The sequence below is a fragment of the Pseudomonas sp. C7.1 genome, assembly GCF_056312395.1.
This window is the reverse complement of the sequence record NZ_JBWDTL010000003.1, coordinates 4,021,963-4,044,171: the sequence shown is the minus strand read 5'-3', so window position 1 is coordinate 4,044,171 and position 22,209 is coordinate 4,021,963. Positions and strand designations below refer to the sequence as shown.

Here is a 22,209-nt window from a genome sequence, read left to right as displayed (position 1 = left end):
CTTGGTCAAGCGCGGGCCTGTTCGTCCGCGAATTCATACATGCGTTGAATGGATTTGAAGTCTTGGTGCTTGGGGTAGTTGGCGTGCCAACGCGCTTCGTCGTCGGTCAGTTCGCCGCCAGTGGCCTGGCGTCCGTCGAGTTCTTCCCAGAGGCGGTAGCGGGCCATGGAGTCGCCGGGAATCACGAACTCCGGCTCGGCCTGCCCCAGTCGGGCGGTGTATTCCTTGGCCTCGACTAGGCGCTGCTGGTAAATCCCGTCATCGGAGGTAGGCCGCTCAATCACGCGCACCTCGACCTCTTTGCCGGTGAGCGTTTCGCCCTTGGTGCCCAGTCGTGCCAGTTGGCCCTTGATGCGTGTGTCCTGTTTACGCTCAAGCTTGGTGAACACGGGGCGCACATTGCCGTTGAGTACGGCCTCACCAATGTGTTCGCCGTCCAGGCTGAAAATGCCCACTTGCTTGGCATCGCGGTAATCCCAAGCAACGCGTACTTGCTCGCCATGCAGGGCCACCAGATCCTGGAGAAAGTAGATGCCGCCGTTAATGCGCACCTGGCCTCGGTCAACAAACCGCACTTCTTGCGGCCGCGTCAGCGAGGTCACCAGGTCAAGCGATGCTGTCAGCGGCTCGAAACCTTCCATCACGGCTGCGGCCCAGGCTTCGTTCGGCGTTTGGTGGCGCACCCTTCCGGTCTGCGGGTCGCGGGTTTTCGGCAGGCCACGGTGTGGATGGTCGTTGTAGGCATCCAGGGCGGCAGCCAGGCGCGGCCAGAACTCGAACAGGGTGGGGATTTCTTTCGGCTGCTCACCGGCCTTGAGTGCCTTGCGGCTGATGCGGTGCACGCGAGTACCCGCCTGCTTGTCCATATCAGCACCGATATAGCTGTCGAATTCTTTCGCCAGGCGCACCAGGATGGTTCTGTGCGAGCGCTCGATAACGCCACGGGCTTGGCTGTTGTAGGGCAGTGCGTTGGTCATGCCACCACCCAGGCGGTCAATCACCTCACGCACCTGGGCGTTGTCGAAGCCCGACCCGTTGTCCACGTAGAACTCGCGGAACATGCCGCAACGGGCAATGCCGCTGCACAGCATGTCCAGCGTGGCCAGCGCCGACTCGGCCAGGTTGATGGCGTAGCCCACGACGCGGCGGGTGCGCCAGTCCAGGCAGGTGGTGATCTCTGGCCGGAAGGCTTTGCCGGTTCTCGGGTCAATGACCTCGGCGTCGAACTTATGGCCGTCCGCCACCCATACATCATTCGGCCACAGGTGGTCGCTGCCCAGGCGGTGGAATGCCTGGAGCGACTTCAACTCCTGCGGGCTCATGCGGCCGGCTTCGCGAGCCTCGGGGCTAAGCTTGGCCAGAAACCGCCGCACCGCATGAATGCTCGGGCAGCCTGGATTCTCAGCGCTAAACGCGGCATAGGCAGCTTCGGCACTGGGCTTTTGTGGACGCTGGTAGTGTTTGAGGAAAGCTGGGGCCCAGGTCGGCATGCTCATATCTGGCTTGCGCCGGGCCGGTGCCAGAGCAATCTCGCCATGCTTGCGAAAGTCCGCTAGCCAGCGCTTGAGGGTGCGCTCACTGAGGCTGCGGTCAGGGTTCTTGCGGTCGTTGGCACGCTCAACACGCTCAGCCAGGTAGGGGCTAAGCTGCCCATCACGGGCCAGGCCGACCAGGGTCATGATGGCCCGTTGCTGGCTGACCATCTGGCTCATGCGCTCAAGTTCGCGAATGATCGACACCCGCGCACCCATCACATCGCGTTGATCATCGTTTAAGCGTGACGCTGAAACAGCATCACGCTTTGGAATATTGAGCGTATGCACAACGGCAGGAACGGCAGCCTGCGGTTGTTCCTGCTGCACCAGGCGAGCCAATAAGCCGGCCTGAGTCTCGGCAGGTAACACGGCGAAGGAGTACTCGACGGCCTTGGAACCAAGGCGGCGCTGACCTTCCCAGCCTTCACGCGCAGCTGCTAAACGTAGGCCTTGAACAGTGCCCGGCATGCCCGGCAAGCCGACAAGTTCCTGGGCGGTGAACCACTTATGCATGGTCCCCCCTCAGCACTTCGCGCTTAAGTTCGCCCAGTTCTTTGCCCATGCTTTGTATGAGCAGCTCTAGGCAGCGAATACGGCTTGCGATTTCGGTAGCTACCGAGCTTTTCTCTTTACGAACGGAGGGCTGAAAAAGCGCCTGTTGTGTTTCACTTGGAAGCACGCGCACTGGGTACTCACGGGCTTTAGAGCCATTACGCCGACGCGAGGACCATGACATCCGAGCAGCCATGAGCTTGCAGCCGCGATCCGTACTCGGCATGCCCGGCAAGCCAGCCAGCTCCTGGGCGGTGAACCACTTACGCATGGTCACTACCCTTATCAGCAGAGTTATAAGCAGCGATCAGGCCACACAACAGGCTGGCGGTGCCAAATGTCTGGCCCGCCGCCTCCCACGCCGCGCGAACGGTCTCGTCAAAGCTCATATCCGGCGCGACGGCAGTCCCCAGCGCCTTTGCTTCATCCAGAAAACGAGTCGAGTCCCAGCGTTCTACCATGCCCAACGCAAGCATTGCCTGTAGTGGATTCACCACAGCCTCCCACCCATCAAACCCCGCTCTTTTCAGTGCTTTTCTTGAGCGTTGAATCAGGCGCTGCATTTGCTCGGCATGACGCCGCTCGCTCTCTGCAAGCATCTTGGCGCGGGTGATTACAGGTTCTTCGCTCATTGCTGCTCTCCCATCAATCGCTTGAGTTCCCGCGCCTGGCGCGCTGACTCATCACGGGTACGCTCCAGGCGGCCCAGTTCAGCCAGCAGAGCATCACGCCCATAAGCAACCCGGCCACCGCGCAGTGCCACCAGCCAGTCAGTCAGTAGGTGGCTGGCGCATACCTCTTCCAGCAGCGTCGCTCTGTAGAAGGGCAGGTTGTGGTCAATGCGGGCCGGGCTGGCCCAGGCGTCGAGCATGTTCTTGCTCACGTCATCGCCACTCAGGCGCGACATGCGGGCGGCAATCTCATAGCGGTCTAGTTCGGAGCCTTTCAGCATTTCACTGACCAGCTCGCTCACCTGGGCTGCATAGTTGCCACAGCCCGGCACGGTCAAAACCGCGCGGGGTACTTCGAAGATGTCTAGGGTGCGGTCGTCTTTTCCGTGACGCATGTCTAGGCCTCCGTGCCGGTTTTACGGTGCCCAAGGTCACAAGCTGGGTTATGCTTTTGCATACGCGCTGGCATAGCTTCTGGGCGCTTGGGCCGCATGCGATTCGGGGTGCCATCGGCATTCCAGCGCTCTGGCCAGAGCTTCTCGACCTCAAGGGCAAGGGCTTCGGCAATAGCCCGTTCCATGCGCGGGTAGGCGGTACGCTTTACGTTCTTCACGGCAGGGCCTGAAACGCGCAGTTTTCGGGCGAGCTTGGCCAGTGACGTACCGTTGGTGCGGAGCTGGTACTTGATCCATTCCCAGCGAAGGCTTGGGTCAAGTGGGATATCGGCTGTGTTCATGCTTAGCGTCCATTGCAACCACCTGGCAGGGTGGTTTTTTGCGGTGTTTAACGTTACCTACGGCATAAACATAACCCGAAAACGAGACTATGCAAACCGTTTTTGGGAGTTTCTATTCCCAAAAACGGATTGATCAACCCGGATACGGTCTTTGAGTCTTTAAAATCAATGGGTTACGAAGAAAAGAAACAAAAGAAAGCAGCTGATGAGGAAGTTTCTTTTCCGAATACGGGAATTGAAACTCGTATAGCGGCAGTGGCGGACTTCTATGAGTCTCGAAAACAGGCTGCCGCTACGGCACAGGTCGCACTCTCGTCCTTGCAACGTTGGATATCTGGCGACGGGATGCCGGCCTTCGGCTCGGTTGCACTGCTGGCTTCAGGCAAAGGCATATCTCTTGACTGGATTGCGACAGGGCAAGGTCAAATGTTTTTGAAGCCTCAGGAGGCTGAAGCACCAATAGATAAGGATGACGCCTATGCCTATGTGCCTCTCTACGATGCTCGCTGCAGTGCAGGCAGCGGCGCATGGAATGAGCGCTCCCGCGTTCTGGTACAGCTGTCATTCACCCGCTACAGCCTGCGCAAGAAGGGCCTGACACCTACTGACCTGGCGTGCCTGCGCGTTGATGGCGACTCAATGACCGGGCTGCTGGATGACGGCGACACGGTCATGATCGACCAAAGCCGCAACACCCTTGAGGGTGAGGGTGTTTATGTAGTGATGCTTGATGAGCACCTGTATGCCAAGCGCTTACAGCGCCAGTTTGATGGCTCGGTGCTGATCATCAGCCACAACAAGGAATACCAGCCTATGACCGTGCCCAAGGATCGCCTGGCCGAGCTGCACATTGTCGGCCGCGCGGTTTGGGCAGGCGGCTGGCTGATTTGATGCGCCGCATGGAGCTGTGCCATAACCGCCGCGAAATCCGCCCAAATGGCAGTTTTTCAGTTTTGGCACTGTTCCGGCCCGCCACCCACCGCCTGCCGCCCGCAACCCCGCGCCATACTTGGCCCGCCGCCATCACCCGGCTATATCCGCCATCTTCCGGCCGACTCTCCGGGCTATGCTAATACTCCCACTAACTCACAGCTGCGTCTCAACTACTGGCCCGCAAACCGGCCAGCAAGAGGCGCCGCTGCACACGCTGACGCAACCCAGTCGGCTGCGTCAGCGCCATGCGCTGCAGATGCGCGTGGTACTCACCGGGCGCTGGCGCGCGTAACACTGCAGCGGCCAATTCCAGGGCAGAGGCAACTCTCAGCCTGGCCTTCAGCCAATTCAGCGCGCGCAACAGATCACGCTCCTCGCTATCAAAGTCGCAGCCCAATGGATACTCGGCGAACAATGCCGGATGAGCGCTTTGCACGGCCTGCAGACGCTCGGGGCGGTTGTCGGCGAAGCGCGCATCGAGACGAAAATCCTTGGGCAGCTTTCCGGCCCGTTGCGCCTCTTCGATCAGGCCCGGCTGAAAGCGCGAGTCGCTGACATTGAGCAGCGCCTCTATCACCTGGGAGTCGGTTTTGCCGCGCAGATCGGCGATGCCGTACTCGGTCACCACCATATCGCGCAGGTGCCGTGGAATGGTGGCATGACCATAATCCCAGACAATATTCGAGCTGACCTGCGTGCCCGCCTGGCGCCAGCTGCGCAACAGCAGAATCGAGCGCGCGCCCTGCAAGGCATGGCCCTGGGCAACAAAGTTGTACTGCCCACCCACGCCACTAAGTACCCGGCCGTCCTCCAACTGGTCGGCCACCCCAGCACCGAGCAGGGTCACGGTGAATGCCGTGTTGATAAAGCGTGCGTCGCGGCGCTGCAAACGCTTGAGCGCTTCCTGGTGATGCAGTTCATTGATAAAACAGATGCCGGTCATGGCAAAGCGATCCAACTGCGCCGCGCTCAATTCGCCCAGGCGCTGGTAAAAGGCTTGCGGCCCGAGAAAGAAGCCGCCGTGTACCACCACGCCGCCTCGCGCCGGCCCCAGGTGCTGCTGCAATAGCTGCTGGGTGTTCGCATCGCGCAGGTCGCTCAACACTCGTTGCCCGTCGGGCAATAGCAGGCCGCCCTCGGCCCAGCGAATGGCCTCGCTCAGTAACCCGCTGGCCTGCAGCCCTTGCAGCGCCTGAGCATCCAGTTGCGGCGCGAGTCCCGCATCGAGCAGGGCCTGTACGCTGCGCGGTATGCCCTGATCATCCAACGCGCCGCCAGAGGCCAACTGCTGCACCGCTAATTCGGGGTATACCGGGCGCCGCACGATGCCTGCGTCGGCCAAGACCAGCAGGCCATTGACGAACATTTCACTGCAGCCATACAGCCCCTCGGCAAACGGCTGTAAACCACCCTCTCTGTCGATTTCGGCTGCCCAGTGGGCGGTGCAGTGCAGTTCATCCAATGCGCCCCGGTAGGCGGCGTTATCCGCCTGACGCGCGAGCAAGGCTGCGGTCAGCGCATCACCCATGGCGCCGATGCCGATCTGCAGGGTGCCGCCGTCGCGCACCAGGGCGCTGGCATGCAGGCCGATGCAATGATCTTGCAGGGTGACCGGCATATTCGGTGTGGAAAACAACGTGCTGCGGTCTTCTTCCAGCAGCTGCAGGTCGAAGCTAGCGCGCGGCACTTCGGCGGTGCCTGCCATATAGGGCAACGCAGTGTGTACCTGGGCTAGGCACAAAATGGTTTCGCCGGCGGCGCGACGCTGCTCCAGCAGGGGCAGCAGATCCAGGGTGATATCCGGGTTGCAGCTGAGGCTGAAATGCTCCGGGCGCTGCGGGTCCTGGGCGACCAGCTGGGCGAGTAGATTCAGGCCCTTGTCATTCAGATCACGGGCAACATGACTGTAATTGCTGCTGATGTAATTCTGCTGCGTCGTCGCGCTGTTGAGCAGGCTGCCCGGCTGCAGAAAGAACTGTTCAATGCGCACGTTGGCCGGCAAGGTATCGCGCTGCAAGTCAGCGAGAAAATCCAGCTCGGGATAATCGCCATAGATGCGCTCGACAAACGGCTCAAGCAGGCGTCGCGGCAAACCCGCAGCAGCCCGTGGACGGCCCAGGCATAGCGCGGTATAGATGATCAGCTGGCGCTGCGGCAGTTGCTTGATCCGCGCGTAGAGTGCGTTAACCCACTGATTGGGCTTGCCCAGGCCCAGGGGCAAGCCAAGGCGAATGGGCCCCTCAATGGCACTGAGGACGTGGTCGACCGCCTGCTCGATGGAACACGTCTTAGGCATCGGGTTTTCTCCTGGCAGCGGGAACGGGGCTATCGCCCATTATCGCCGCAATGCCGAGCCAAAACGAAAAAGCCGCCTTTGCAGGCGGCTTTTTCTACAGCTTTCAGCGAATGCTTACAGACCGGACATCTTGACGATTGCTTCACGCAGCTCGTCATCCGAGCAATCGGCGCAGGTGCCTTTCGGCGGCATGGCGTTGATGCCGGCAATCGCGGTTTGCAGAATACCGTCGACACCGCCTTCTTTATCAGCACGCGCCTTCCAGGCTGCGGTGTCGCCAATTTTTGGCGCACCCAGGATACCTGGGGTGTGGCAGGCACCGCAGTGCTTGGCGATGATGTCATCAGCAGTTCGCGCAGCGCCGCCAGCAGCAACTGCCACCGCGCCCACGCCTTTGCACTCTTCACCCATCACACAGACTTGGCCGACCGGCTTCAGTCGCTCGGCAATGGCATCATCGGTCGTGGCCTGAGCAGTCACTGCCCACAGGGCCAATACGGTAGCCGGTGCTACCAGGAGCTTTTTAATCAGGTTCACGGTACACCCTCTTCGTGGCTAGTCACGCCCGCGGCCACGGTTTCGCGAGCGGGCGCCAGTATAACGACAAGCTGCTGCCGCCGAAACAACCCATATTGTCGCAGGGTTATTAAGAACCTTTCACAACCTTGCGAGCTAGAGATAAACGGTGGCGAAAACGGCCGAGGAAGCGGAGTTTACGTGTTGTAAATGAGCATTCCGAGGTCGTTTTCAACGCCGTTTAGCCGACGCGCAGCAGGTCGTGACAGGTTCTTAGAAGTTCGCCGGCGTGGTGGCACTAATCAACCGCGCTGGCTGCTCGAACGGATTACGGAAACGATGCGGCTTGCTGCTCTCGAAATAGTAGCTGTCGCCCGGTTCGAGGATAAACACCTCCTCTCCCACGGTCAGTTCCAGCTTGCCTTCAACCAGCATGCCGGCCTCTTCACCTTCGTGGGCGTACATCTCATCGCCGGTATCGGTGCCGCAAGGGTAGGTTTCATCGAGGAAGGCAATGGCTCGGCTCGGATGCGCCTTACCCACCAGCTTCATGGTGATGGTCCCGCTACAGATATCGGTGAGCTCGGCAGCGCGATAGACCACCTGGGCCTGGCTATCCTGCTCCACATCCAGGGAGAAGAACTCCACCAGCGACATGGGGATACCCGCTAACACCTTTTTCAACGAGCTGATCGAAGGGCTTACGCTGTTCTTCTCGATCATCGAAATGGTGCTGTTGGTGACGCCCGCCCGTTTGGCGAGTTCACGCTGGGAAAGGCCTTTGAGTTTGCGAATGGATTGCAGGCGTACACCGACGTCCAATGCTGGAGTCCCCCTTGGGAGTGATGCGGAAAAGTCGCCGTATCATGGCATAGCGTTCGGAATTTACAACACTCGCGTTCAAACTCGTCTACCAGCGCGGCTGTTAGTGCCCGAGATAGAGGAGCGGCACCCTTCGCAGGTTGCAGAATAACTGGTAGGGAATGCTGCCAGCCTGAGCGGCCACATCGCTGGCCAGCACCTGTTTGCCCCAGAGTTCGACCCGGCTGCCCAGGCCCGCTTGTGGCAGATCGGTCAGGTCGACGGTGAGCATGTCCATCGACACACGGCCGATCAGGCGGGTCAGCTGGCCGTCCACCACCACCGGTGTGCCGGTCGGGGCATGGCGCGGGTAGCCATCGGCATAGCCCATGGCTACCACACCGACGCGGGTCGGCCGTTCGCTGACAAAGCGCGCGCCATAACCCACCGGCTCGCCGGCCGGCAGCTCGCGCACGCTGATGATCTTCGATTCCAGGGTCATCACCGGCTGCAAGCGCGCGGCCACGGCCTGCGCCTTTTCGAATGGGGTGGCACCGTAGAGCATGATGCCGGGGCGCACCCAGTCGCTCGGAACGTTTGGCCAACCGAGCACGGCTGGTGAATTGCGCAAGCTGACCTCGGCAACAATGCCCTGGCGCGCCTGCTGGAACACCGCCAATTGCTCATCGCTGCGCGAACAATCCAGCTCATCGGCGCGGGCGAAGTGGCTCATCAGCACAATCTTCGCCACCTTGCCGCTGGCCAGCAGACGCTGATAGGCCGCCTGATAGTCGCTCGGATGCAGACCGACACGGTGCATGCCGCTGTCCATCTTCAACCAGACCGTCAGCGGGCGACGCACAGTGCTGCGCTCAATCGCTTCCAGCTGCCATAGCGAATGCACCACGCACCACAGGTCGTGCCGCTCGATCAGCGGCAATTCGTCAGCTTCGAAAAACCCTTCCAGCAACAGAATCGGCCGACGAATACCGGCCTCGCGCAGTTGCAGCGCCTCCTCAATACAGGCCACGGCAAACCCATCGGCCTGCTCCTGCAGCGCTTGGGCACATCGCACAGCACCATGGCCGTAGGCGTCCGCCTTGATCACCGCCAGGGCGCGCGCACCGCTGACGTCACGGGCCAGTTGGTAGTTGTGACGCAGGGCGTTGAGGTCGATCAGGGCACGGGCAGGACGCATGACGTTCTCGGCTATCAGCAGTTTTCAGCGTTAAAAAAGCCCGGTGTGATGGCCGGGCAAACACTTATCGCAAACGGGATGGGCAGCTTTATAAAGCTGCGACGATCATCATTTCCACCAGCACTTCAGGCTTGTACATCTTCGCCTCGACACAGGCCCGCGCGGGCGCAGCACCCGGCGCAACCCAGGCATCCCAGACCTGATTGAGGCCGGCGTAATCGCGCTCCATGTCCTTCAGGTAGATGGTCACGGAGAGGATCTTCGACTTGTCGCTGCCGGCTTCGGCCAGCATGCGGTCGGTGTTGGCTAGGGTTTCGCGGGTTTGCTGCACGATATCGCCGCTGTAGTCGTCCGCCAGTTGCCCAGCCAGGTAGACCGTGCCGTTATGGATAACGATTTCGCTGTAACGACTTTCAGTGTGCAGGCGCTGTACTGACATGCTTATGACTCTCCTGGGAACGGCTGTAACGGGAAATATCCAGGCCTTCGGCACTGATCTGCGGACGCTTTTTCGCCATCAGATCGGCAAGCAGGCGGCCGGAGCCGCAGGCCATGGTCCAGCCCAGTGTGCCGTGGCCGGTGTTGAGGAACAAATTGCGCAAGCGCGTGGCGCCGACAATCGGCGTGCCGTCTGGGGTGGCCGGACGCAGGCCGGTCCAGAATTCAGCCTGGCTCAGATCACCGCCTTGTGGGTAGAGATCGGCGGTGATCATTTCCAGGGTGGCGCGGCGACGCGGGTTGAGGCTGAGGTCGAAGCCGGCGATTTCCGCCATGCCGCCCACACGAATGCGGTTGTCAAAACGGGTAATCGCCACCTTGTAGGTTTCATCGAGAATGGTCGAGGTCGGCGCCATCGCCACATTGGTGATGGGTACGGTCAGTGAGTAACCTTTGAGCGGATACACCGGCGCCTTGATGCCCAGCGGCTTGAGCAGTTGCGGGCTGAAGCTGCCGAGCGCCAGCACGTAGCGGTCGGCGGTTTCCAGCTTGCCATCGACCCACACGCCATTGACCCGATCACCCACGGCGTCGATACGTTGAATCTCCTGACCGAAGCGGAACTCCACGCCCAGCGCCTTGGCCATCTCGGCCAGCTTGGTGGTGAACAGCTGGCAATCACCGGTCTGGTCATTCGGCAGACGCAGCGCGCCGGCCAGCTTGTCGGTGACGGCTGCCAGGGCCGGCTCAACGCGGGCAATGCCGGCGCGGTCGAGCACTTCATAAGGCACACCGGATTGCTGCAGCACGGCGATATCCTTCGCCGCGTTGTCCAGTTGCGCCTGGGTGCGGAACAACTGGGTAGTGCCCAGGCTACGGCCTTCATAGGCGATGCCGGTCTCGGCGCGCAGTTCATCAAGGCAGTCGCGGCTGTATTCGGACAGGCGCACCATGCGCTCCTTGTTCACCGCGTAACAGCTGGCGGTGCAGTTGCGCAGCATCTGCGCCATCCACAGGTATTGGTCGATATCGGCAGTGGCCTTGATCGCCAGCGGCGCGTGCTTTTGCAGCAGCCATTTGATGGCTTTCAACGGCACGCCCGGCGCCGCCCAAGGCGAGGCGTAGCCAGGAGAGACCTGGCCGGCGTTGGCGAAGCTGGTTTCCATGGCCGGGGCATTCTGCCGGTCAACCACCACCACTTCAAAACCCTGACGCGCCAGGTAATACGCACTGGCCGTACCAATTACACCGCTACCGAGAACCAGAACCCGCATGCCGCTCTCCTCGCCGCGACAATGCGCGACGGATAATTCCTGAGATCACAATTGAACGCAGTATAGGAAGAGATCAGCAGTGCTTTTCACTATATAAATAGCTATATTTGGCGATAATTCTTGGCAATATCGCCTTCTGTAGAGGGGTATCCACCATGCGCACCCAGCATCAAAGCCGCCGCGAGCTGGACAAGATCGACCGCAATATCCTGCGCATCCTGCAGGAGGACGGACGCATCAGCTTTACCGAACTGGGCGAGCGAGTCGGCCTGTCCACCACGCCCTGTACCGAACGCGTACGCCGCCTGGAGCGCGAAGGGATCATCATGGGTTACCACGCCCGGCTCAACCCGCAGCACCTCAAGGCCAGCCTGCTGGTGTTTGTCGAGATCAGCCTGGATTACAAGTCCGGCGACACCTTCGAGGAGTTCCGCCGCGCGGTGCTCAAGCTACCGCACGTACTCGAATGCCACCTGGTGTCCGGCGACTTTGACTACCTGGTGAAGGCGCGGATCAACGAAATGGCCAGCTACCGCAAGCTGCTCGGCGACATCCTGCTCAAGCTGCCGCATGTGCGCGAGTCGAAGAGCTATATCGTCATGGAAGAAGTGAAAGAGAGCCTAAGCCTGCCGATTGCCGATTAACGGCAACCTCGTAGGTTGGGTTGAGGCGCGTAGCAAGTAGGTTGGGTTGAGGAGCCTGCGACGAAGCCCAACGAGGTATAAACAAGATCGTCGGGCGGAGCGCTACGCACTCCCTGTTGGGTTTCGCTAAGCTCAACCAACGTGGCCCGACCCAACCTACACCAGCACCTGGCGCGTGCTAGCAATCAGCTGGTGTACCCGTTGCTCCACCGCCGGCTCGATCATCTGCTCCGGCGCCTGGCCGCGCGGGCAGGGCAGGCTGGGCGTGGTGCCAAACAGACGGCAAATCAGTGGGCGCTGGTCATACACCGTGCAGCCTTGCGGACCGAGATGCACGCAGTTGTACTCGGCCAGGGCGGCGTCGTGTTCGGCAGCGCTTTTCACTGGCAGGCGCGACATTTCCTCAGATGACGCGGTAACCGGCCCGCAGCAATCATGACAGCCCGGCACGCAGGCAAAACTGGGAATCTGCAAACGCAGCTGGTCGATCTTGCGGCTGGTACAACTCATGGGCGTGGTCCTGAAACACAGGCCGGCATAGTAACCGCGCAGCAGGCTGAATCGCGGCAACTGCGCGACCCAACCGACGAAAATCCGCTTATTCTATGAATTCAGGCGCGATTGCCTCTTGGCATTTGGCAAATCCCACGCTTATGCTTCGTAAAATTTTCCAAACACAATAATCAGGATTCCACACATGAACGCCCGCGTTCACCAGCCGGTTCACAGCAGCCAGCACGCCAATTCCTATTACGCCGCCAGCGCCAATCGCCAACTCGACTACCCCGCACTGGGCGGTGAGTTACGCGCGGACGTGTGCATTGTCGGCGGGGGTTTCTCCGGCCTTAACACCGCCATCGAACTGGCGCGCAAAGGCCTCTCAGTGGTGCTGCTGGAGGCGCACAAAATCGGCTGGGGCGCCAGCGGGCGCAACGGTGGCCAGCTGATTCGCGGCGTCGGCCATGGCGTTGAGCAGTTTGAATCGGTGATTGGCGCGCAAGGCGTACGCGAGCTGAAATTGATGGGCCTGGAAGCGGTGGAAATCGTCCGCCAGCGCATCGAGCAGTTCAACATCGACTGCGACCTGACCTGGGGCTACTGCGACCTGGCCAACAAACCCAGCCACCTGGAAGGCTTCGCCGAGGACATGGCCGAGCTCAAGCAGCTGGGCTATCGCCACGAAATGCGCCTGCTGCAACCGGAACAGATGCACGAAGTGGTCGGTTCCAACCGCTATGTCGGCGGCATGATCGACATGGGCTCCGGCCATCTGCACCCGCTCAACCTGGCCCTCGGCGAGGCTGCAGCGGCGCAGAGCCTCGGCGTGCAGCTGTTCGAGAACTCGGCGGTGACGCGCATCGACTACGGCAGCGAGGTCAAGGTACACACCGCTCAGGGCGTGGTGCGCGCCGCCAGCCTGGTGCTCGGCTGCAACGCCTACCTGAATGGCCTGAACAACAACCTGGGCGGCAAGGTGCTGCCGGCCGGCAGCTATGTGATCGCCACTGAGCCGCTGTCCAAAGCCGAAGCGAAAGCCATCATTCCGCAGAATATGGCCCTGTGCGACCAGCGCGTAGCGCTCGACTACTACCGCCTCTCGGCAGATCGCCGCTTGCTGTTCGGCGGCGCTTGCCACTATTCCGGTCGCGATCCGGCGGACATTGCCGGCTACATGCGGCCGAAAATGCTGGAAGTCTTCCCGCACCTGAAAGACGTGAAGATCGACTACCAGTGGGGCGGCATGATCGGCATCGGCGCCAACCGCCTGCCGCAGATCGGCCGCCTCAAGGAACAGCCCAACGTGTACTACGCCCAGGCCTACTCGGGCCATGGGGTGAATGCCACGCACCTGGCCGGCAAGCTACTCGCCGAGGCCATCGCTGGCCAGGCCAGCAGCGGCTTCGACCTGTTCGCCAAGGTGCCACATATGACCTTCCCAGGCGGCAGACACCTACGCTCGCCCCTGCTGGCGCTGGGCATGCTCTGGCATCGGATGAAAGAGCTGGTCTGATCACCCTACGCAGCAGGCCGCAAAGGCCTGCCGCGCATGCCCCTCACAGTTTCCAGAACGGCAGAAACGCCTCACGCCGGGCCTGCTCGCGGCCAAGGCCGACATCCTTGAGCTGTTCATCGGTCAGCCTCAGCAGCGCCCGCCGAGTCGTTAGGCGCAACCAGAACGCGTTCCAGCGGCGTACAGATGGCTTAACTGCACCTGCCTGAGCATACAGATGCTCGCCAGCAGACTCCTGCTGCAACTCGTCTGACTTCATGGCCAGCCTGACATCACTTAAACCGTTCATCGCCTGCTCCTGCCCGTAAGCCTGATGGGAGATCATGATGAGCGAGGCAGAAAAAACATGACAGATGCAAAAATGTACTTTTAAATCCATACAGATTTCAGCGCACACGCTCTGAATGGTGGATTTTTCATCGATCTGTACTGGCTTAGCGCACTACACAGAGTCATTGCGAGGCAACTGTTATGACGCTCTATATCAATCTGGCCGAATTGATCGGCACCCGCATTGAGCAGGGCCTGTATCGCCCCGGTGATCGCCTGCCCTCTGTGCGCGCCCTGAGCCTGGAACATGGCGTCAGCCTGAGTACGGTGCAGCAAGCCTATCGCCACTTGGAAGACCAGGGCCTGGCCACACCGCGGCCCAAGTCCGGTTACTTCGTCCCACTGGCCCGTGAAAAACCCGCCCTGCCGATGATCAGTCGTGCCGCGCAGCGACCTGTCGATATCTCGCAGTGGGACCAGGTGCTCGAACTGATCAGCGTGCCGCCCGGCGGTGATGTGCTGCAGCTGGGGCGCGGCATGCCGGATATCAGCAGCCCGACCCTCAAGCCGCTGCTGCGCACCTTGTCGCGTATGAGTCGCCGCCAGGAGCTCAAAGAGCTGAGTTATGGCTGTCTACATGGCGACCCCGGCCTGCGCGAGCAGCTGTCGCGGCTGATGCTCGATTCAGGCTGCAAGGTCGCGGTGGCCGATATCGTCACCACCACCGGCTGCCACGAGGCGCTGGCGGTGGCAATTCGCGCGGTGTGCGAACCAGGCGATATTGTCGCTGTGGATTCGCCAAGCTTTCACGGGGTGATGCAGGCGCTCAAAGGCTTCGGCATGAAGGCCCTGGAGCTGCCCACCGACCCGATCACCGGGATCAGCCTGGAAGCGCTCGAACTGGCACTTGAGCAGTGGCCAATCAAGGCCATTCAGCTCACACCCAACTGCAACAACCCGCTCGGTTACATCATGCCGGAGGCCAACAAGCGCGGCCTGCTTGAACTGGCGCAACGCTATGACGTGGCGATCATCGAGGACGATGTCTACGGTGAACTGGCCTACAGCTATCCGCGCCCGCGCAGCATCAAATCCTACGACGAAGACGGCCGTGTGCTGTTCTGCAGCTCGTTTTCCAAAACCCTGGCGCCCGGTCTGCGCGCTGGCTGGATTGCCCCAGGTCGCTACCTGCAACAGGTACTGCACCTGAAATACATGAACACCGGCATGGCCGCACAGTTGCCGCAATTGGCACTGGCCGAATTTATCGAGAACGGCCACTACGAACCGCATCTGCGGCGCATGCGCAGCCAGTACGCGCGCGGGCTGGAGATGATGACCGACTGGGTCAGCCGGTACTTCCCGGCGAGCACTCGGGTCAGCAGGCCGCAAGGCGGCTTTATGTTATGGCTTGAACTGCCGGTGGGCTTCGATAGTCAACGCCTGAACCGCATGCTGCTACCGCACAAAATCCAGGTCGCACCCGGCAGCATCTTTTCCGCCGCCGGCAAATACCGCAATTGCCTGCGCATCAACTACGCCGGCAAACCCACTCCTGAGCTTGAACAGGCCATTCGCCGAGCCGGCGAATGCGTGGCCGCGCTGCTTAGCGAACAGCAGATCGCCGAAACAGCGGCAGACGCCATGCTCACATCCTGGCGCTAGCCACCTCGCTAAACGCGCCGCGCTGAAACGCCAGCCAGACAAACACCGCCGCGCCAACCGCCATCAGAATCGGCAAGGCATGGCCGCTGACCCACTGGCTGGCGGCGCCGGTCGACAGCGGCCCGAGCAGGCAACCGGCGCCCCAGAGCAAGGCGATATGCGAGTTGGCGCGTACCAGTGCATCGTCGCGGTAACGCTGGCCGACCAGGATCAGTGACAGGGTATAGAGGCCGCCTGCGCTAGCGCCGAACAGCACCAGCACCACCCAGATCAGCGGCGTATGCAGCAATGACGGAATGCTCAGGCTCGACAGCAGCAGTACCACCCCGCAGCAACGGAACAGCGTCTGCCGTGGCACACGGTCGGCCATCCAGCCAATCGGCAGCTGCAAGGCGGCATCGCCGACCACCACCGCACTGACCATGATCAACGCCAGCTGCTGAGCAAAGCCTTCGCGCACCAGGTACACCGGCAGCAGGGTCAGCACCATGGCTTCGAACGCAGCAAACAGCACCACCGCCCAGGCAATCGCCGGCGAGGTGCGGCAAAACGCCAGGACGCCACGCCCAGACGCACTCTGCGCATCGACCTTGGGTGCGCCATCGCGGCCCAACAGCAGCAGGCTACCGCCCACCAGCAGCGCGGCGGAGAACCAGAAACCATGATCGCTCTCGGTGCCTATCAAGGTCAGCAGTAGCGGCCCACACAGCTGGCTCAAGGCAAAGCCGGTGCCGTACAGCGCCACCAGACGGCCACGCAGACGGTCTTCGACCAGCTGATTGATCCAGCTTTCGCCGAGTACAAACACCACAGTCAAGGAGACTCCAATCAGCAGACGCAGCAGCAGCCAAAGCGGATAGCTCGGCATCACGCTAAGCAGCGCCACCGACGCGGCGCTAGCCAACAGGCACAGCCGCAAGGTCTGCGGCGTACCGAACCAGCCGGCCAGGTGCCCGGTCAGCCGCGCGCCGAGCAACACGCCAACGGCCGGCATACCCGCCATCACGCCAATGGCAAAGGGGCCATAACCCCAGGCCTCGAGGCGAAACGACACCAGCGGCAGGGTCACACCCAGCGACAGCCCGACTATCACCACCGCCGCGCTGACGGCGAAATAGGTTGCCCACTTCATCTGCTCAACTCCCATCCCGTGGAGCCAATCACTCACGGCCCAGCCGCGCAAAAACCAACGGCCGAGCTCCTATTCAGGAACCCGGCCGCAGGTTTGGCTCATATAGCAGGCCCTGCCTGGGCCGACCTACACCAGTGCGACTTACAGCTTGATCCAGGTCGCCTTAATCTCGGTGTACTTGTCGAAAGCATGCAGCGACTTGTCGCGGCCGTTGCCGGACTGCTTGAAGCCGCCGAACGGCGCGGTCATATCGCCGCCGTCATATTGGTTGACCCACATGCTGCCGACGCGCAGCGCCTTGGCTGCCAGGTGCGCCTTGGACAGGTTGCTGGTCCAGATCGCCGCAGCCAGGCCATAAATGCTGTCGTTGGCGATCTGGATGGCTTCTTCGGTGCTGTCGAAGGCAATTACCGTCAGCACCGGGCCGAAGATCTCTTCCTGGGCGATGCGCATGGCGTTGTGCGCGTCATCGAAGATGGTCGGCTCAACGTACTGGCCGCCGGTCTCTTCCAGAGTGCGCTTGCCGCCGCAGAGCAGCTTGGCCTGATCCTTGTGGCCGGCGTCGATATAACCGAGCACGGCATTCAAGTGGCCAGCATCGACCAGTGCGCCGACCTTGGTGTCCGGGTCCAGGGCGTGGCCGGCTTTCCAGCCCTGCATGGCTTCCAGCACCATGGGCATAAATTGCTCCTTGATCGAGCGCTCGACCAGCAAGCGCGAACCGGCAGTGCACATCTCGCCCTGGTTAAAGCAGATCGCTGCCGCTGCGGCCTCTGCCGCAGCCTTGAGGTCCGGCGCGTCGGCGAAGACGATATTGGCGCTCTTGCCGCCCGCCTCCAGCCAGACGCGTTTCATGTTCGATTCGCCAGCGTAGATCATCAGCTGCTTGGCAATTTTGGTCGACCCGGTGAACACCAGGGTGTCGACATCCATATGCAGCGCCAGCGCCTTGCCGACGGTATGACCGTAACCTGGCAGCACGTTGAGCACACCCGCAGGGATGCCGGCATCTAACGCTAACTGCGCTATGCGCAGGGCAGTCAGCGGCGATTTTTCCGAGGGTTTGACGATCACCGAGTTGCCGGTGGCCAGGGCCGGGCCGAGCTTCCAGCAGGTCATGATCATCGGGAAGTTCCACGGCACGATGGCGGCAACCACGCCGACCGGCTCACGGGTCACCAGACCCAGCTCGTCGTGTGGCGTTGCTGCCACTTCGTCGTAAATCTTGTCGACCGCTTCGCCGCTCCAGCGAATCGCCCGCGAGGCACCGGGCACGTCGACACCCAGGGCGTCGCTGATTGGCTTACCCATATCGAGGGTTTCCAGCAGTGCCAACTCTTCAGCGTGCTGATCCAGCAGATCGGCGAAACGGATCATTACGCGCTTACGCTGCGCCGGGGCCATGCGCGACCAAACACCGGACTCGAAGGTGGCGCGGGCATCCGCTACGGCCAACTCGGCATCGGCCAGGTCACAGCTGGCCACCAGACCGAGCAAGCGACCGTCGACCGGGCTGATGCACTCGAAGGTGGCGCCGGAGACGGCGGCGCGGTATTGGCCATGAACAAAGGCGCGGCCTTCGATCTTCAGGTCTTTGGCGCGTTGCTCCCAGTCGGCACGAGTCAGGCTAGTCATTCGTACATCCTCTATCACGAGTAGAGCGCGGCAGCTTGGCCGCACGCGCTGTCAAAAATTTCGCAAGGCTTTACACAAGCCCAATCCTGCCGGCAACACTAAACCAGAGGCCTGCACACTTCCAATATTTTTTACAAAAACTGGCAAAGCCGCCTTGTTATGTGTGCTTTATTAAACATAGACTGCCGAAATCACCACCCCAACCAACAACAAGCCTGGCCTTAACAGGCGCTCAATCCCTACCGGACATGCTTATGAATATCGAAAAGATCGTCGACTTCGCCACCGCCACCACCACGCCCGAACCCTACCGCCCGGCGGCGGAAAAGGTGCTCCAGGGCGACCCCGCGCAAAGTGTGCGTAACCACTACGGCAGCCCGTGCGGCCAATTCAATGCGGGGATCTGGGAAGGCGATATCGGCCACTGGACCATCAACTACACCGAACACGAATACTGCGAGATTCTGCAAGGCGTCTCGGTGCTGCGCGACAAGGACGGCAACGCCAAGACCCTGCGCGCGGGCGACCGTTTCGTGATCCCGGCCGGCTTCTCCGGCACCTGGGAAGTCCTGGAGCCCTGCCGCAAGGTCTATGTGATCTTCGAGCAAGCCAGCAACTGATCGCTATTCATACGTCACCCCTTCGCCCGCCTTGCGCGGGCTTTTTATCGCCTGCCATCCCTGGCGGCCACCTTACCTAGGCTTACCAGGCCAAATCGCAGGCAAGAAAAAGCCCGCTATAAAAGCGGGCTTTTTCGGCAAGGAGCCAGATCAATTACTTGATCTTGCCTTCTTTGTAGATCACGTGCTTACGCACAACCGGATCGAATTTTTTAATTTCGATTTTGTCCGGAGTGGTGCGCTTGTTTTTGTCGGTAGTGTAGAAGTGACCAGTACCGGCACTCGAGATCAAACGGATCAATTCACGCATGACTTTCTCCTTAAACCTTTTCGCCGCGAGCGCGCAGCTCGGACAGAACGACGTCAATACCACGCTTGTCGATGCAACGCATGCCTTTGGCAGAAACGCGCAGACGCACGAAACGGTTCTCAGACTCGACCCAGAAGCGGTGATGCTGCAGGTTCGGCAGGAAACGACGACGGGTTTTGTTGTTTGCGTGGGAAATGTTATTCCCGGTTACCGGACCCTTACCGGTAACTTGACAGACTCTCGACATGCCTCAGCCCTCTAAAACCACATGCCCAACCCGGCATGGGTTGGCCGCTAATTATTCAATCTTGGCGCGCAGCGCCGCGTATCTCGAGGGTCTTACCGGCCGTACCTGAAAGCGCAAGAACCGGGCCCCTACAAAAGAGCGCTGCTTTATACCAGAAAGACCCCAGCACAACAAGGTTAAACGCACTTTTCCCGGCAGACGCCAACCTGCGATTACGGTGCCCAGGCCTGCCAGCAACGGCAATAGCGCAGATTGACCGCTCGTCGCCATGACTGATTGCCCTGCCGCCAGTTAATGGCCTAGGGTAAGAGCTGCGCCAGCGCACCCACCGCTATTCAGGAGTTTGCCATGCGTCTCGCCGCCCTCCCCCTGCTGCTCGCCCCGCTTCTTGCGCCCGGCGTGGTGCAGGCCAGTACGCTCAGCGTCTGCACTGAAGCCAGTCCAGACGGCTTCGACGTGGTGCAGTACAACTCACTGACCACCACCAATGCCTCCGCCGACGTGCTGATGAACCGCCTGGTGGATTTCGACGCAACCAGCGGCACCCTGCAGCCGAGCCTGGCGCAAGCCTGGGAGGTCAGCCCGGACGGCCTGAGCTACAGCTTCACCTTGCGCCCGGACGTGCAATTTCACAGCACCGAGTACTTCAGCCCCAGCCGCGCGCTGAATGCCGATGACGTGCTGTTCAGCTTTCAGCGCATGCTCGATCCGGCCCACCCCTGGCATAAGGTCGCGCCCAGTGGTTACCCCCATGCGCAATCGATGCAGCTGCCGAGCCTGATCAAGAACATCGACAAGACCGGCGAGCACAGCCTGCGCTTCAACCTTAATCGCCCGGATGCGACCTTCCTCGCCACCCTGAGCATGGGCTTCGCCTCTATTTATTCCGCCGAGTACGCCGCGCAACTGCTGGCCGCCGGCACGCAGGAAGCGCTCAACAGCCAGCCAATCGGCACGGGGCCGTTTATCTTCAAGCGTTTCCAGAAGGACGCCAGCGTGCGTTACAGCGCCAACCCGAGTTACTTCGCGGGCAAACCTGCGGTGGACAACCTGGTGTTCGCCATTACGCCGGACGCCAACGTGCGCCTGCAGAAGCTGCGTCGCGGCGAGTGCCATATCGCCTTATCGCCAAAACCGCAGGACGTGCAGGCCATCAGCGGCGATAACACCCTGCAGAGCGCCCACACCGCTGCCTTTATGACCGCCTTCGTCGGCATCAACAGCCAACACCCGCCGCTGGACCAGCCAGCCGTGCGCCAGGCGATCAACCTGGCCTTCGATAAGGCCAGCTACCTGAAAGCGGTATTCGAGAGCAGCGCCGAAGCCGCCAATGGCCCCTACCCGCCCAATACCTGGAGCTACGCCAGCGAACTGCCCGGCTACCCACATGACCCGCAGAAGGCCCGCGAACTGCTCAAGTCAGCCGGCCTGGCCGATGGTTTCAGCACCACCATCTGGACCCGCCCCACCGGCAGCGTGCTCAACCCCAACCCGAGCCTGGGCGCGCAGCTGCTGCAGGCGGACCTGGCCAAGGTCGGCATCAAGGCCGAGATTCGCGTGATCGAATGGGGCGAGCTGATTCGCCGCGCTAAAGCCGGCGAGCATGACCTGCTATTTATGGGCTGGGCCGGTGACAACGGCGACCCGGATAACTTCCTCACCCCACAGTTCGCCTGCGCCTCGCTCGAATCCGGGCTGAACTTCGCCCGCTATTGCGACCCGCAGCTGGACAAGCTGATCGCCGATGGCAAAAGCACCAGCGACCAGGCGCAGCGCAGCCAAATATATAAAGAAGCGCAGCAAATCATCCAGCAGCAGGCGCTGTGGCTACCGCTGGCCCACCCAACCGCCTACGCGCTGACGCGTAAGCAGGTCGAGGGTTATCAGGTCAGTCCGTTCGGTCGCCAGGACTTTTCTAAAGTGCGCCTGACACCTTAAAGCCAGCCGTACTCGGCCATCGACAGCGGCTCACCGTCGCCGACGATAAAGTGGTCGAGTACGCGCACATCCACCAGCTCCAGCGCCTCTTTCAGCCGACGGGTCAGCACCCGGTCGGCCTGGCTGGGTTCGGCGACGCCTGATGGATGGTTATGGGTCAAAATCAGCGCCGCTGCATTATGTGCGAGCGCACGCTTGACCACCTGCCGGGGATAAACGCTGGCACTGTCGATGGAGCCATGAAACAGCGCCTCGAATGCCAACACACGGTGTTTGGCATCGAGAAACAGGCAGCCGAACACCTCATGCGGCTCATGGCGCAGCAGCGCTTTCAGGTAATCACGCACGGCTTGTGGGCTTTCCAGCGCCGAGTCGCGGCGCAGTTGCTCGGCCAGGTGCCGACGCGCCATCTCCAGCACCGCCTGCAACTGGGCAAATTTGGCCGGTCCCAGGCCGAGGCGCTGACTGAACGACGGTAAATCCGCCTGCAGCAAGGCTCGCAGGCTGCCGAAATCGCCCAATAGATGGCGCGCTAGGTCAACCGCGCTCTGCCCGGCCACGCCTGTGCGCAGGAAAATCGCCAATAACTCCGCATCAGTCAGAGTCCCTGCGCCCTGAGCCAGTAATTTCTCCCGCGGGCGCTCTGCCGCAGGCCAATCACGAATACTCATCACACCTCCTTGTGTTTTATCAGACGCGACAAAGCGCCGCGCCAGAGTGCCGCAAAGCCAAGCCTGGCAAGCACTTGGCAGCGCTACTCCGCTGCAGGCTCTGTGCTATCGTAGCC

24 protein-coding genes are annotated in these 22,209 nt (G+C 61.2%); 6 read left to right on the top strand and 18 right to left on the bottom strand.

The annotated features are described in order from the left end of the window. Positions 1-5: 5 nt before the first annotated feature. The 5 genes from AC0T4W_RS22300 to AC0T4W_RS22280 are packed head-to-tail and all read right to left on the bottom strand — an operon-like array spanning position 6 to position 3,494. Positions 6-2,048, bottom strand: a complete 2,043-nt coding sequence (locus AC0T4W_RS22300; protein WP_476323008.1) for a DNA-binding protein — start codon at positions 2,046-2,048, stop codon at positions 6-8. After that, entirely contained in the window at positions 2,041-2,358 is a 318-nt protein-coding gene (locus AC0T4W_RS22295) for a DNA-binding protein (protein WP_476323005.1), read from the bottom strand. Before AC0T4W_RS22295 ends, AC0T4W_RS22300 begins: the two co-directional genes overlap by 8 nt. Continuing rightward, positions 2,351-2,719: a hypothetical protein gene (locus AC0T4W_RS22290; RefSeq protein ID WP_476323002.1), complete on the bottom strand. Its 369-nt coding sequence runs from the start codon at positions 2,717-2,719 to the stop codon at positions 2,351-2,353. Before AC0T4W_RS22290 ends, AC0T4W_RS22295 begins: the two co-directional genes overlap by 8 nt. Next, positions 2,716-3,153 (bottom strand): hypothetical protein, encoded by a 438-nt coding sequence (locus tag AC0T4W_RS22285; RefSeq protein WP_476322999.1) that lies wholly within the window; start codon positions 3,151-3,153, stop codon positions 2,716-2,718. Before AC0T4W_RS22285 ends, AC0T4W_RS22290 begins: the two co-directional genes overlap by 4 nt. Positions 3,154-3,155: 2 nt before the next feature. Further along, positions 3,156-3,494: a helix-turn-helix domain-containing protein gene (locus AC0T4W_RS22280; protein WP_476322996.1), complete on the bottom strand. Its 339-nt coding sequence runs from the start codon at positions 3,492-3,494 to the stop codon at positions 3,156-3,158. Between the two features lie 102 nt (positions 3,495-3,596). Between AC0T4W_RS22280 and AC0T4W_RS22275 the strand changes: the two genes are divergently transcribed. Continuing rightward, positions 3,597-4,385 (top strand): LexA family transcriptional regulator, encoded by a 789-nt coding sequence (locus AC0T4W_RS22275; protein ID WP_476322993.1) that lies wholly within the window; start codon positions 3,597-3,599, stop codon positions 4,383-4,385. 208 nt (positions 4,386-4,593) lie between these two features. Here the strand turns inward: AC0T4W_RS22275 and AC0T4W_RS22270 are convergent, their stop codons facing one another. From AC0T4W_RS22270 to dadA, 6 genes are all read right to left on the bottom strand, one after another. Further along, complete coding sequence (locus tag AC0T4W_RS22270; protein WP_476322990.1) at positions 4,594-6,723, bottom strand: acetyl-CoA hydrolase/transferase C-terminal domain-containing protein; 2,130 nt, start codon at positions 6,721-6,723, stop codon at positions 4,594-4,596. 114 nt (positions 6,724-6,837) lie between these two features. Further along, positions 6,838-7,260, bottom strand: coding sequence for a c-type cytochrome (locus AC0T4W_RS22265; protein ID WP_476322988.1), 423 nt, complete (start codon positions 7,258-7,260; stop codon positions 6,838-6,840). 252 nt (positions 7,261-7,512) lie between these two features. Beyond that, positions 7,513-8,061, bottom strand: coding sequence for a cupin domain-containing protein (locus tag AC0T4W_RS22260; RefSeq protein WP_476322986.1), 549 nt, complete (start codon positions 8,059-8,061; stop codon positions 7,513-7,515). A gap of 103 nt (positions 8,062-8,164) precedes the next feature. After that, entirely contained in the window at positions 8,165-9,238 is a 1,074-nt protein-coding gene (gene alr, locus AC0T4W_RS22255) for an alanine racemase (protein WP_476322983.1), read from the bottom strand. Between the two features lie 88 nt (positions 9,239-9,326). Next, a complete protein-coding gene (locus AC0T4W_RS22250) occupies positions 9,327-9,677 on the bottom strand; it encodes a RidA family protein (protein ID WP_167143757.1) in 351 nt (116 codons plus the stop codon). After that, positions 9,652-10,950: a D-amino acid dehydrogenase gene (gene dadA / locus AC0T4W_RS22245; RefSeq protein ID WP_476322980.1), complete on the bottom strand. Its 1,299-nt coding sequence runs from the start codon at positions 10,948-10,950 to the stop codon at positions 9,652-9,654. The genes AC0T4W_RS22250 and dadA overlap by 26 nt, the downstream gene beginning before the upstream one ends. Before the next feature lie 155 nt (positions 10,951-11,105). Between dadA and dadR the strand changes: the two genes are divergently transcribed. After that, positions 11,106-11,594: a transcriptional regulator DadR gene (gene dadR / locus AC0T4W_RS22240; RefSeq protein ID WP_476322977.1), complete on the top strand. Its 489-nt coding sequence runs from the start codon at positions 11,106-11,108 to the stop codon at positions 11,592-11,594. A 156-nt stretch (positions 11,595-11,750) separates the two neighbouring features. On the opposite strand, the gene AC0T4W_RS22235 is transcribed toward dadR, so the two are convergent. Then, entirely contained in the window at positions 11,751-12,104 is a 354-nt protein-coding gene (locus AC0T4W_RS22235; RefSeq protein ID WP_476322974.1) for a YkgJ family cysteine cluster protein, read from the bottom strand. Between the two features lie 187 nt (positions 12,105-12,291). Between AC0T4W_RS22235 and AC0T4W_RS22230 the strand changes: the two genes are divergently transcribed. Next, positions 12,292-13,605 carry an NAD(P)/FAD-dependent oxidoreductase gene (locus AC0T4W_RS22230; RefSeq protein WP_476322971.1) on the top strand — a complete coding sequence of 438 codons (1,314 nt, stop codon included), beginning with the start codon at positions 12,292-12,294 and terminating at the stop codon, positions 13,603-13,605. 43 nt (positions 13,606-13,648) lie between these two features. Here AC0T4W_RS22230 and AC0T4W_RS22225 read toward each other — a convergent pair whose 3' ends face one another. Continuing rightward, positions 13,649-13,894: a DUF1127 domain-containing protein gene (locus AC0T4W_RS22225; protein ID WP_476323840.1), complete on the bottom strand. Its 246-nt coding sequence runs from the start codon at positions 13,892-13,894 to the stop codon at positions 13,649-13,651. Between the two features lie 182 nt (positions 13,895-14,076). Between AC0T4W_RS22225 and AC0T4W_RS22220 the strand changes: the two genes are divergently transcribed. Beyond that, a complete protein-coding gene (locus tag AC0T4W_RS22220; RefSeq protein WP_476322968.1) occupies positions 14,077-15,540 on the top strand; it encodes an aminotransferase-like domain-containing protein in 1,464 nt (487 codons plus the stop codon). Here AC0T4W_RS22220 and AC0T4W_RS22215 read toward each other — a convergent pair. Both AC0T4W_RS22215 and AC0T4W_RS22210 read right to left on the bottom strand, forming a co-directional pair. Then, a complete protein-coding gene (locus AC0T4W_RS22215) occupies positions 15,524-16,672 on the bottom strand; it encodes an MFS transporter (protein WP_476322965.1) in 1,149 nt (382 codons plus the stop codon). The genes AC0T4W_RS22220 and AC0T4W_RS22215 overlap by 17 nt on opposite strands. Positions 16,673-16,813: 141 nt before the next feature. After that, on the bottom strand, positions 16,814-18,307 hold the full coding sequence (locus tag AC0T4W_RS22210) for an aldehyde dehydrogenase (RefSeq protein ID WP_476322962.1): 1,494 nt from the start codon (positions 18,305-18,307) through the stop codon (positions 16,814-16,816). 254 nt (positions 18,308-18,561) lie between these two features. On the opposite strand from AC0T4W_RS22210, the gene AC0T4W_RS22205 reads away from it, so the two are divergent. Beyond that, positions 18,562-18,927: a cupin domain-containing protein gene (locus AC0T4W_RS22205; protein WP_476322959.1), complete on the top strand. Its 366-nt coding sequence runs from the start codon at positions 18,562-18,564 to the stop codon at positions 18,925-18,927. 154 nt (positions 18,928-19,081) lie between these two features. On the opposite strand, the gene rpmG is transcribed toward AC0T4W_RS22205, so the two are convergent. Continuing rightward, positions 19,082-19,237, bottom strand: a complete 156-nt coding sequence (rpmG, locus tag AC0T4W_RS22200) for a 50S ribosomal protein L33 (protein ID WP_007894709.1) — start codon at positions 19,235-19,237, stop codon at positions 19,082-19,084. A 10-nt stretch (positions 19,238-19,247) separates the two neighbouring features. Then, positions 19,248-19,484: a 50S ribosomal protein L28 gene (gene rpmB / locus AC0T4W_RS22195; RefSeq protein ID WP_090240685.1), complete on the bottom strand. Its 237-nt coding sequence runs from the start codon at positions 19,482-19,484 to the stop codon at positions 19,248-19,250. Between the two features lie 348 nt (positions 19,485-19,832). On the opposite strand from rpmB, the gene AC0T4W_RS22190 reads away from it, so the two are divergent. Next, entirely contained in the window at positions 19,833-21,422 is a 1,590-nt protein-coding gene (locus tag AC0T4W_RS22190) for an ABC transporter substrate-binding protein (RefSeq protein ID WP_476322955.1), read from the top strand. Here the strand turns inward: AC0T4W_RS22190 and radC are convergent. Next, positions 21,419-22,093 carry a RadC family protein gene (gene radC, locus AC0T4W_RS22185; RefSeq protein ID WP_274087036.1) on the bottom strand — a complete coding sequence of 225 codons (675 nt, stop codon included), beginning with the start codon at positions 22,091-22,093 and terminating at the stop codon, positions 21,419-21,421. The genes AC0T4W_RS22190 and radC overlap by 4 nt on opposite strands. Positions 22,094-22,209 lie beyond the last annotated feature (116 nt).

Excerpts from the sequence above, each read along its gene's own strand:
- AC0T4W_RS22300 (WP_476323008.1), bottom strand. The coding sequence starts at position 2,048 with ATGCATAAGTGGTTCACCGCCCAGGAACTTGTCGGCTTGCCGGGCATG.
- AC0T4W_RS22295 (WP_476323005.1), bottom strand. The coding sequence starts at position 2,358 with ATGCGTAAGTGGTTCACCGCCCAGGAGCTGGCTGGCTTGCCGGGCATG.
- AC0T4W_RS22290 (WP_476323002.1), bottom strand. The coding sequence starts at position 2,719 with ATGAGCGAAGAACCTGTAATCACCCGCGCCAAGATGCTTGCAGAGAGC.
- AC0T4W_RS22285 (WP_476322999.1), bottom strand. The coding sequence starts at position 3,153 with ATGCGTCACGGAAAAGACGACCGCACCCTAGACATCTTCGAAGTACCC.
- AC0T4W_RS22280 (WP_476322996.1), bottom strand. The coding sequence starts at position 3,494 with ATGAACACAGCCGATATCCCACTTGACCCAAGCCTTCGCTGGGAATGG.
- AC0T4W_RS22270 (WP_476322990.1), bottom strand. The coding sequence starts at position 6,723 with ATGCCTAAGACGTGTTCCATCGAGCAGGCGGTCGACCACGTCCTCAGT.
- alr (WP_476322983.1), bottom strand. The coding sequence starts at position 9,238 with ATGCGTCCTGCCCGTGCCCTGATCGACCTCAACGCCCTGCGTCACAAC.
- AC0T4W_RS22250 (WP_167143757.1), bottom strand. The coding sequence starts at position 9,677 with ATGTCAGTACAGCGCCTGCACACTGAAAGTCGTTACAGCGAAATCGTT.
- dadA (WP_476322980.1), bottom strand. The coding sequence starts at position 10,950 with ATGCGGGTTCTGGTTCTCGGTAGCGGTGTAATTGGTACGGCCAGTGCG.
- dadR (WP_476322977.1), top strand. The coding sequence starts at position 11,106 with ATGCGCACCCAGCATCAAAGCCGCCGCGAGCTGGACAAGATCGACCGC.
- AC0T4W_RS22235 (WP_476322974.1), bottom strand. The coding sequence starts at position 12,104 with ATGAGTTGTACCAGCCGCAAGATCGACCAGCTGCGTTTGCAGATTCCC.
- AC0T4W_RS22230 (WP_476322971.1), top strand. The coding sequence starts at position 12,292 with ATGAACGCCCGCGTTCACCAGCCGGTTCACAGCAGCCAGCACGCCAAT.
- AC0T4W_RS22225 (WP_476323840.1), bottom strand. The coding sequence starts at position 13,894 with ATGAACGGTTTAAGTGATGTCAGGCTGGCCATGAAGTCAGACGAGTTG.
- AC0T4W_RS22220 (WP_476322968.1), top strand. The coding sequence starts at position 14,077 with ATGACGCTCTATATCAATCTGGCCGAATTGATCGGCACCCGCATTGAG.
- AC0T4W_RS22215 (WP_476322965.1), bottom strand. The coding sequence starts at position 16,672 with ATGAAGTGGGCAACCTATTTCGCCGTCAGCGCGGCGGTGGTGATAGTC.
- AC0T4W_RS22210 (WP_476322962.1), bottom strand. The coding sequence starts at position 18,307 with ATGACTAGCCTGACTCGTGCCGACTGGGAGCAACGCGCCAAAGACCTG.
- AC0T4W_RS22205 (WP_476322959.1), top strand. The coding sequence starts at position 18,562 with ATGAATATCGAAAAGATCGTCGACTTCGCCACCGCCACCACCACGCCC.
- rpmG (WP_007894709.1), bottom strand. The coding sequence starts at position 19,237 with ATGCGTGAATTGATCCGTTTGATCTCGAGTGCCGGTACTGGTCACTTC.
- rpmB (WP_090240685.1), bottom strand. The coding sequence starts at position 19,484 with ATGTCGAGAGTCTGTCAAGTTACCGGTAAGGGTCCGGTAACCGGGAAT.
- AC0T4W_RS22190 (WP_476322955.1), top strand. The coding sequence starts at position 19,833 with ATGCGTCTCGCCGCCCTCCCCCTGCTGCTCGCCCCGCTTCTTGCGCCC.
- radC (WP_274087036.1), bottom strand. The coding sequence starts at position 22,093 with ATGAGTATTCGTGATTGGCCTGCGGCAGAGCGCCCGCGGGAGAAATTA.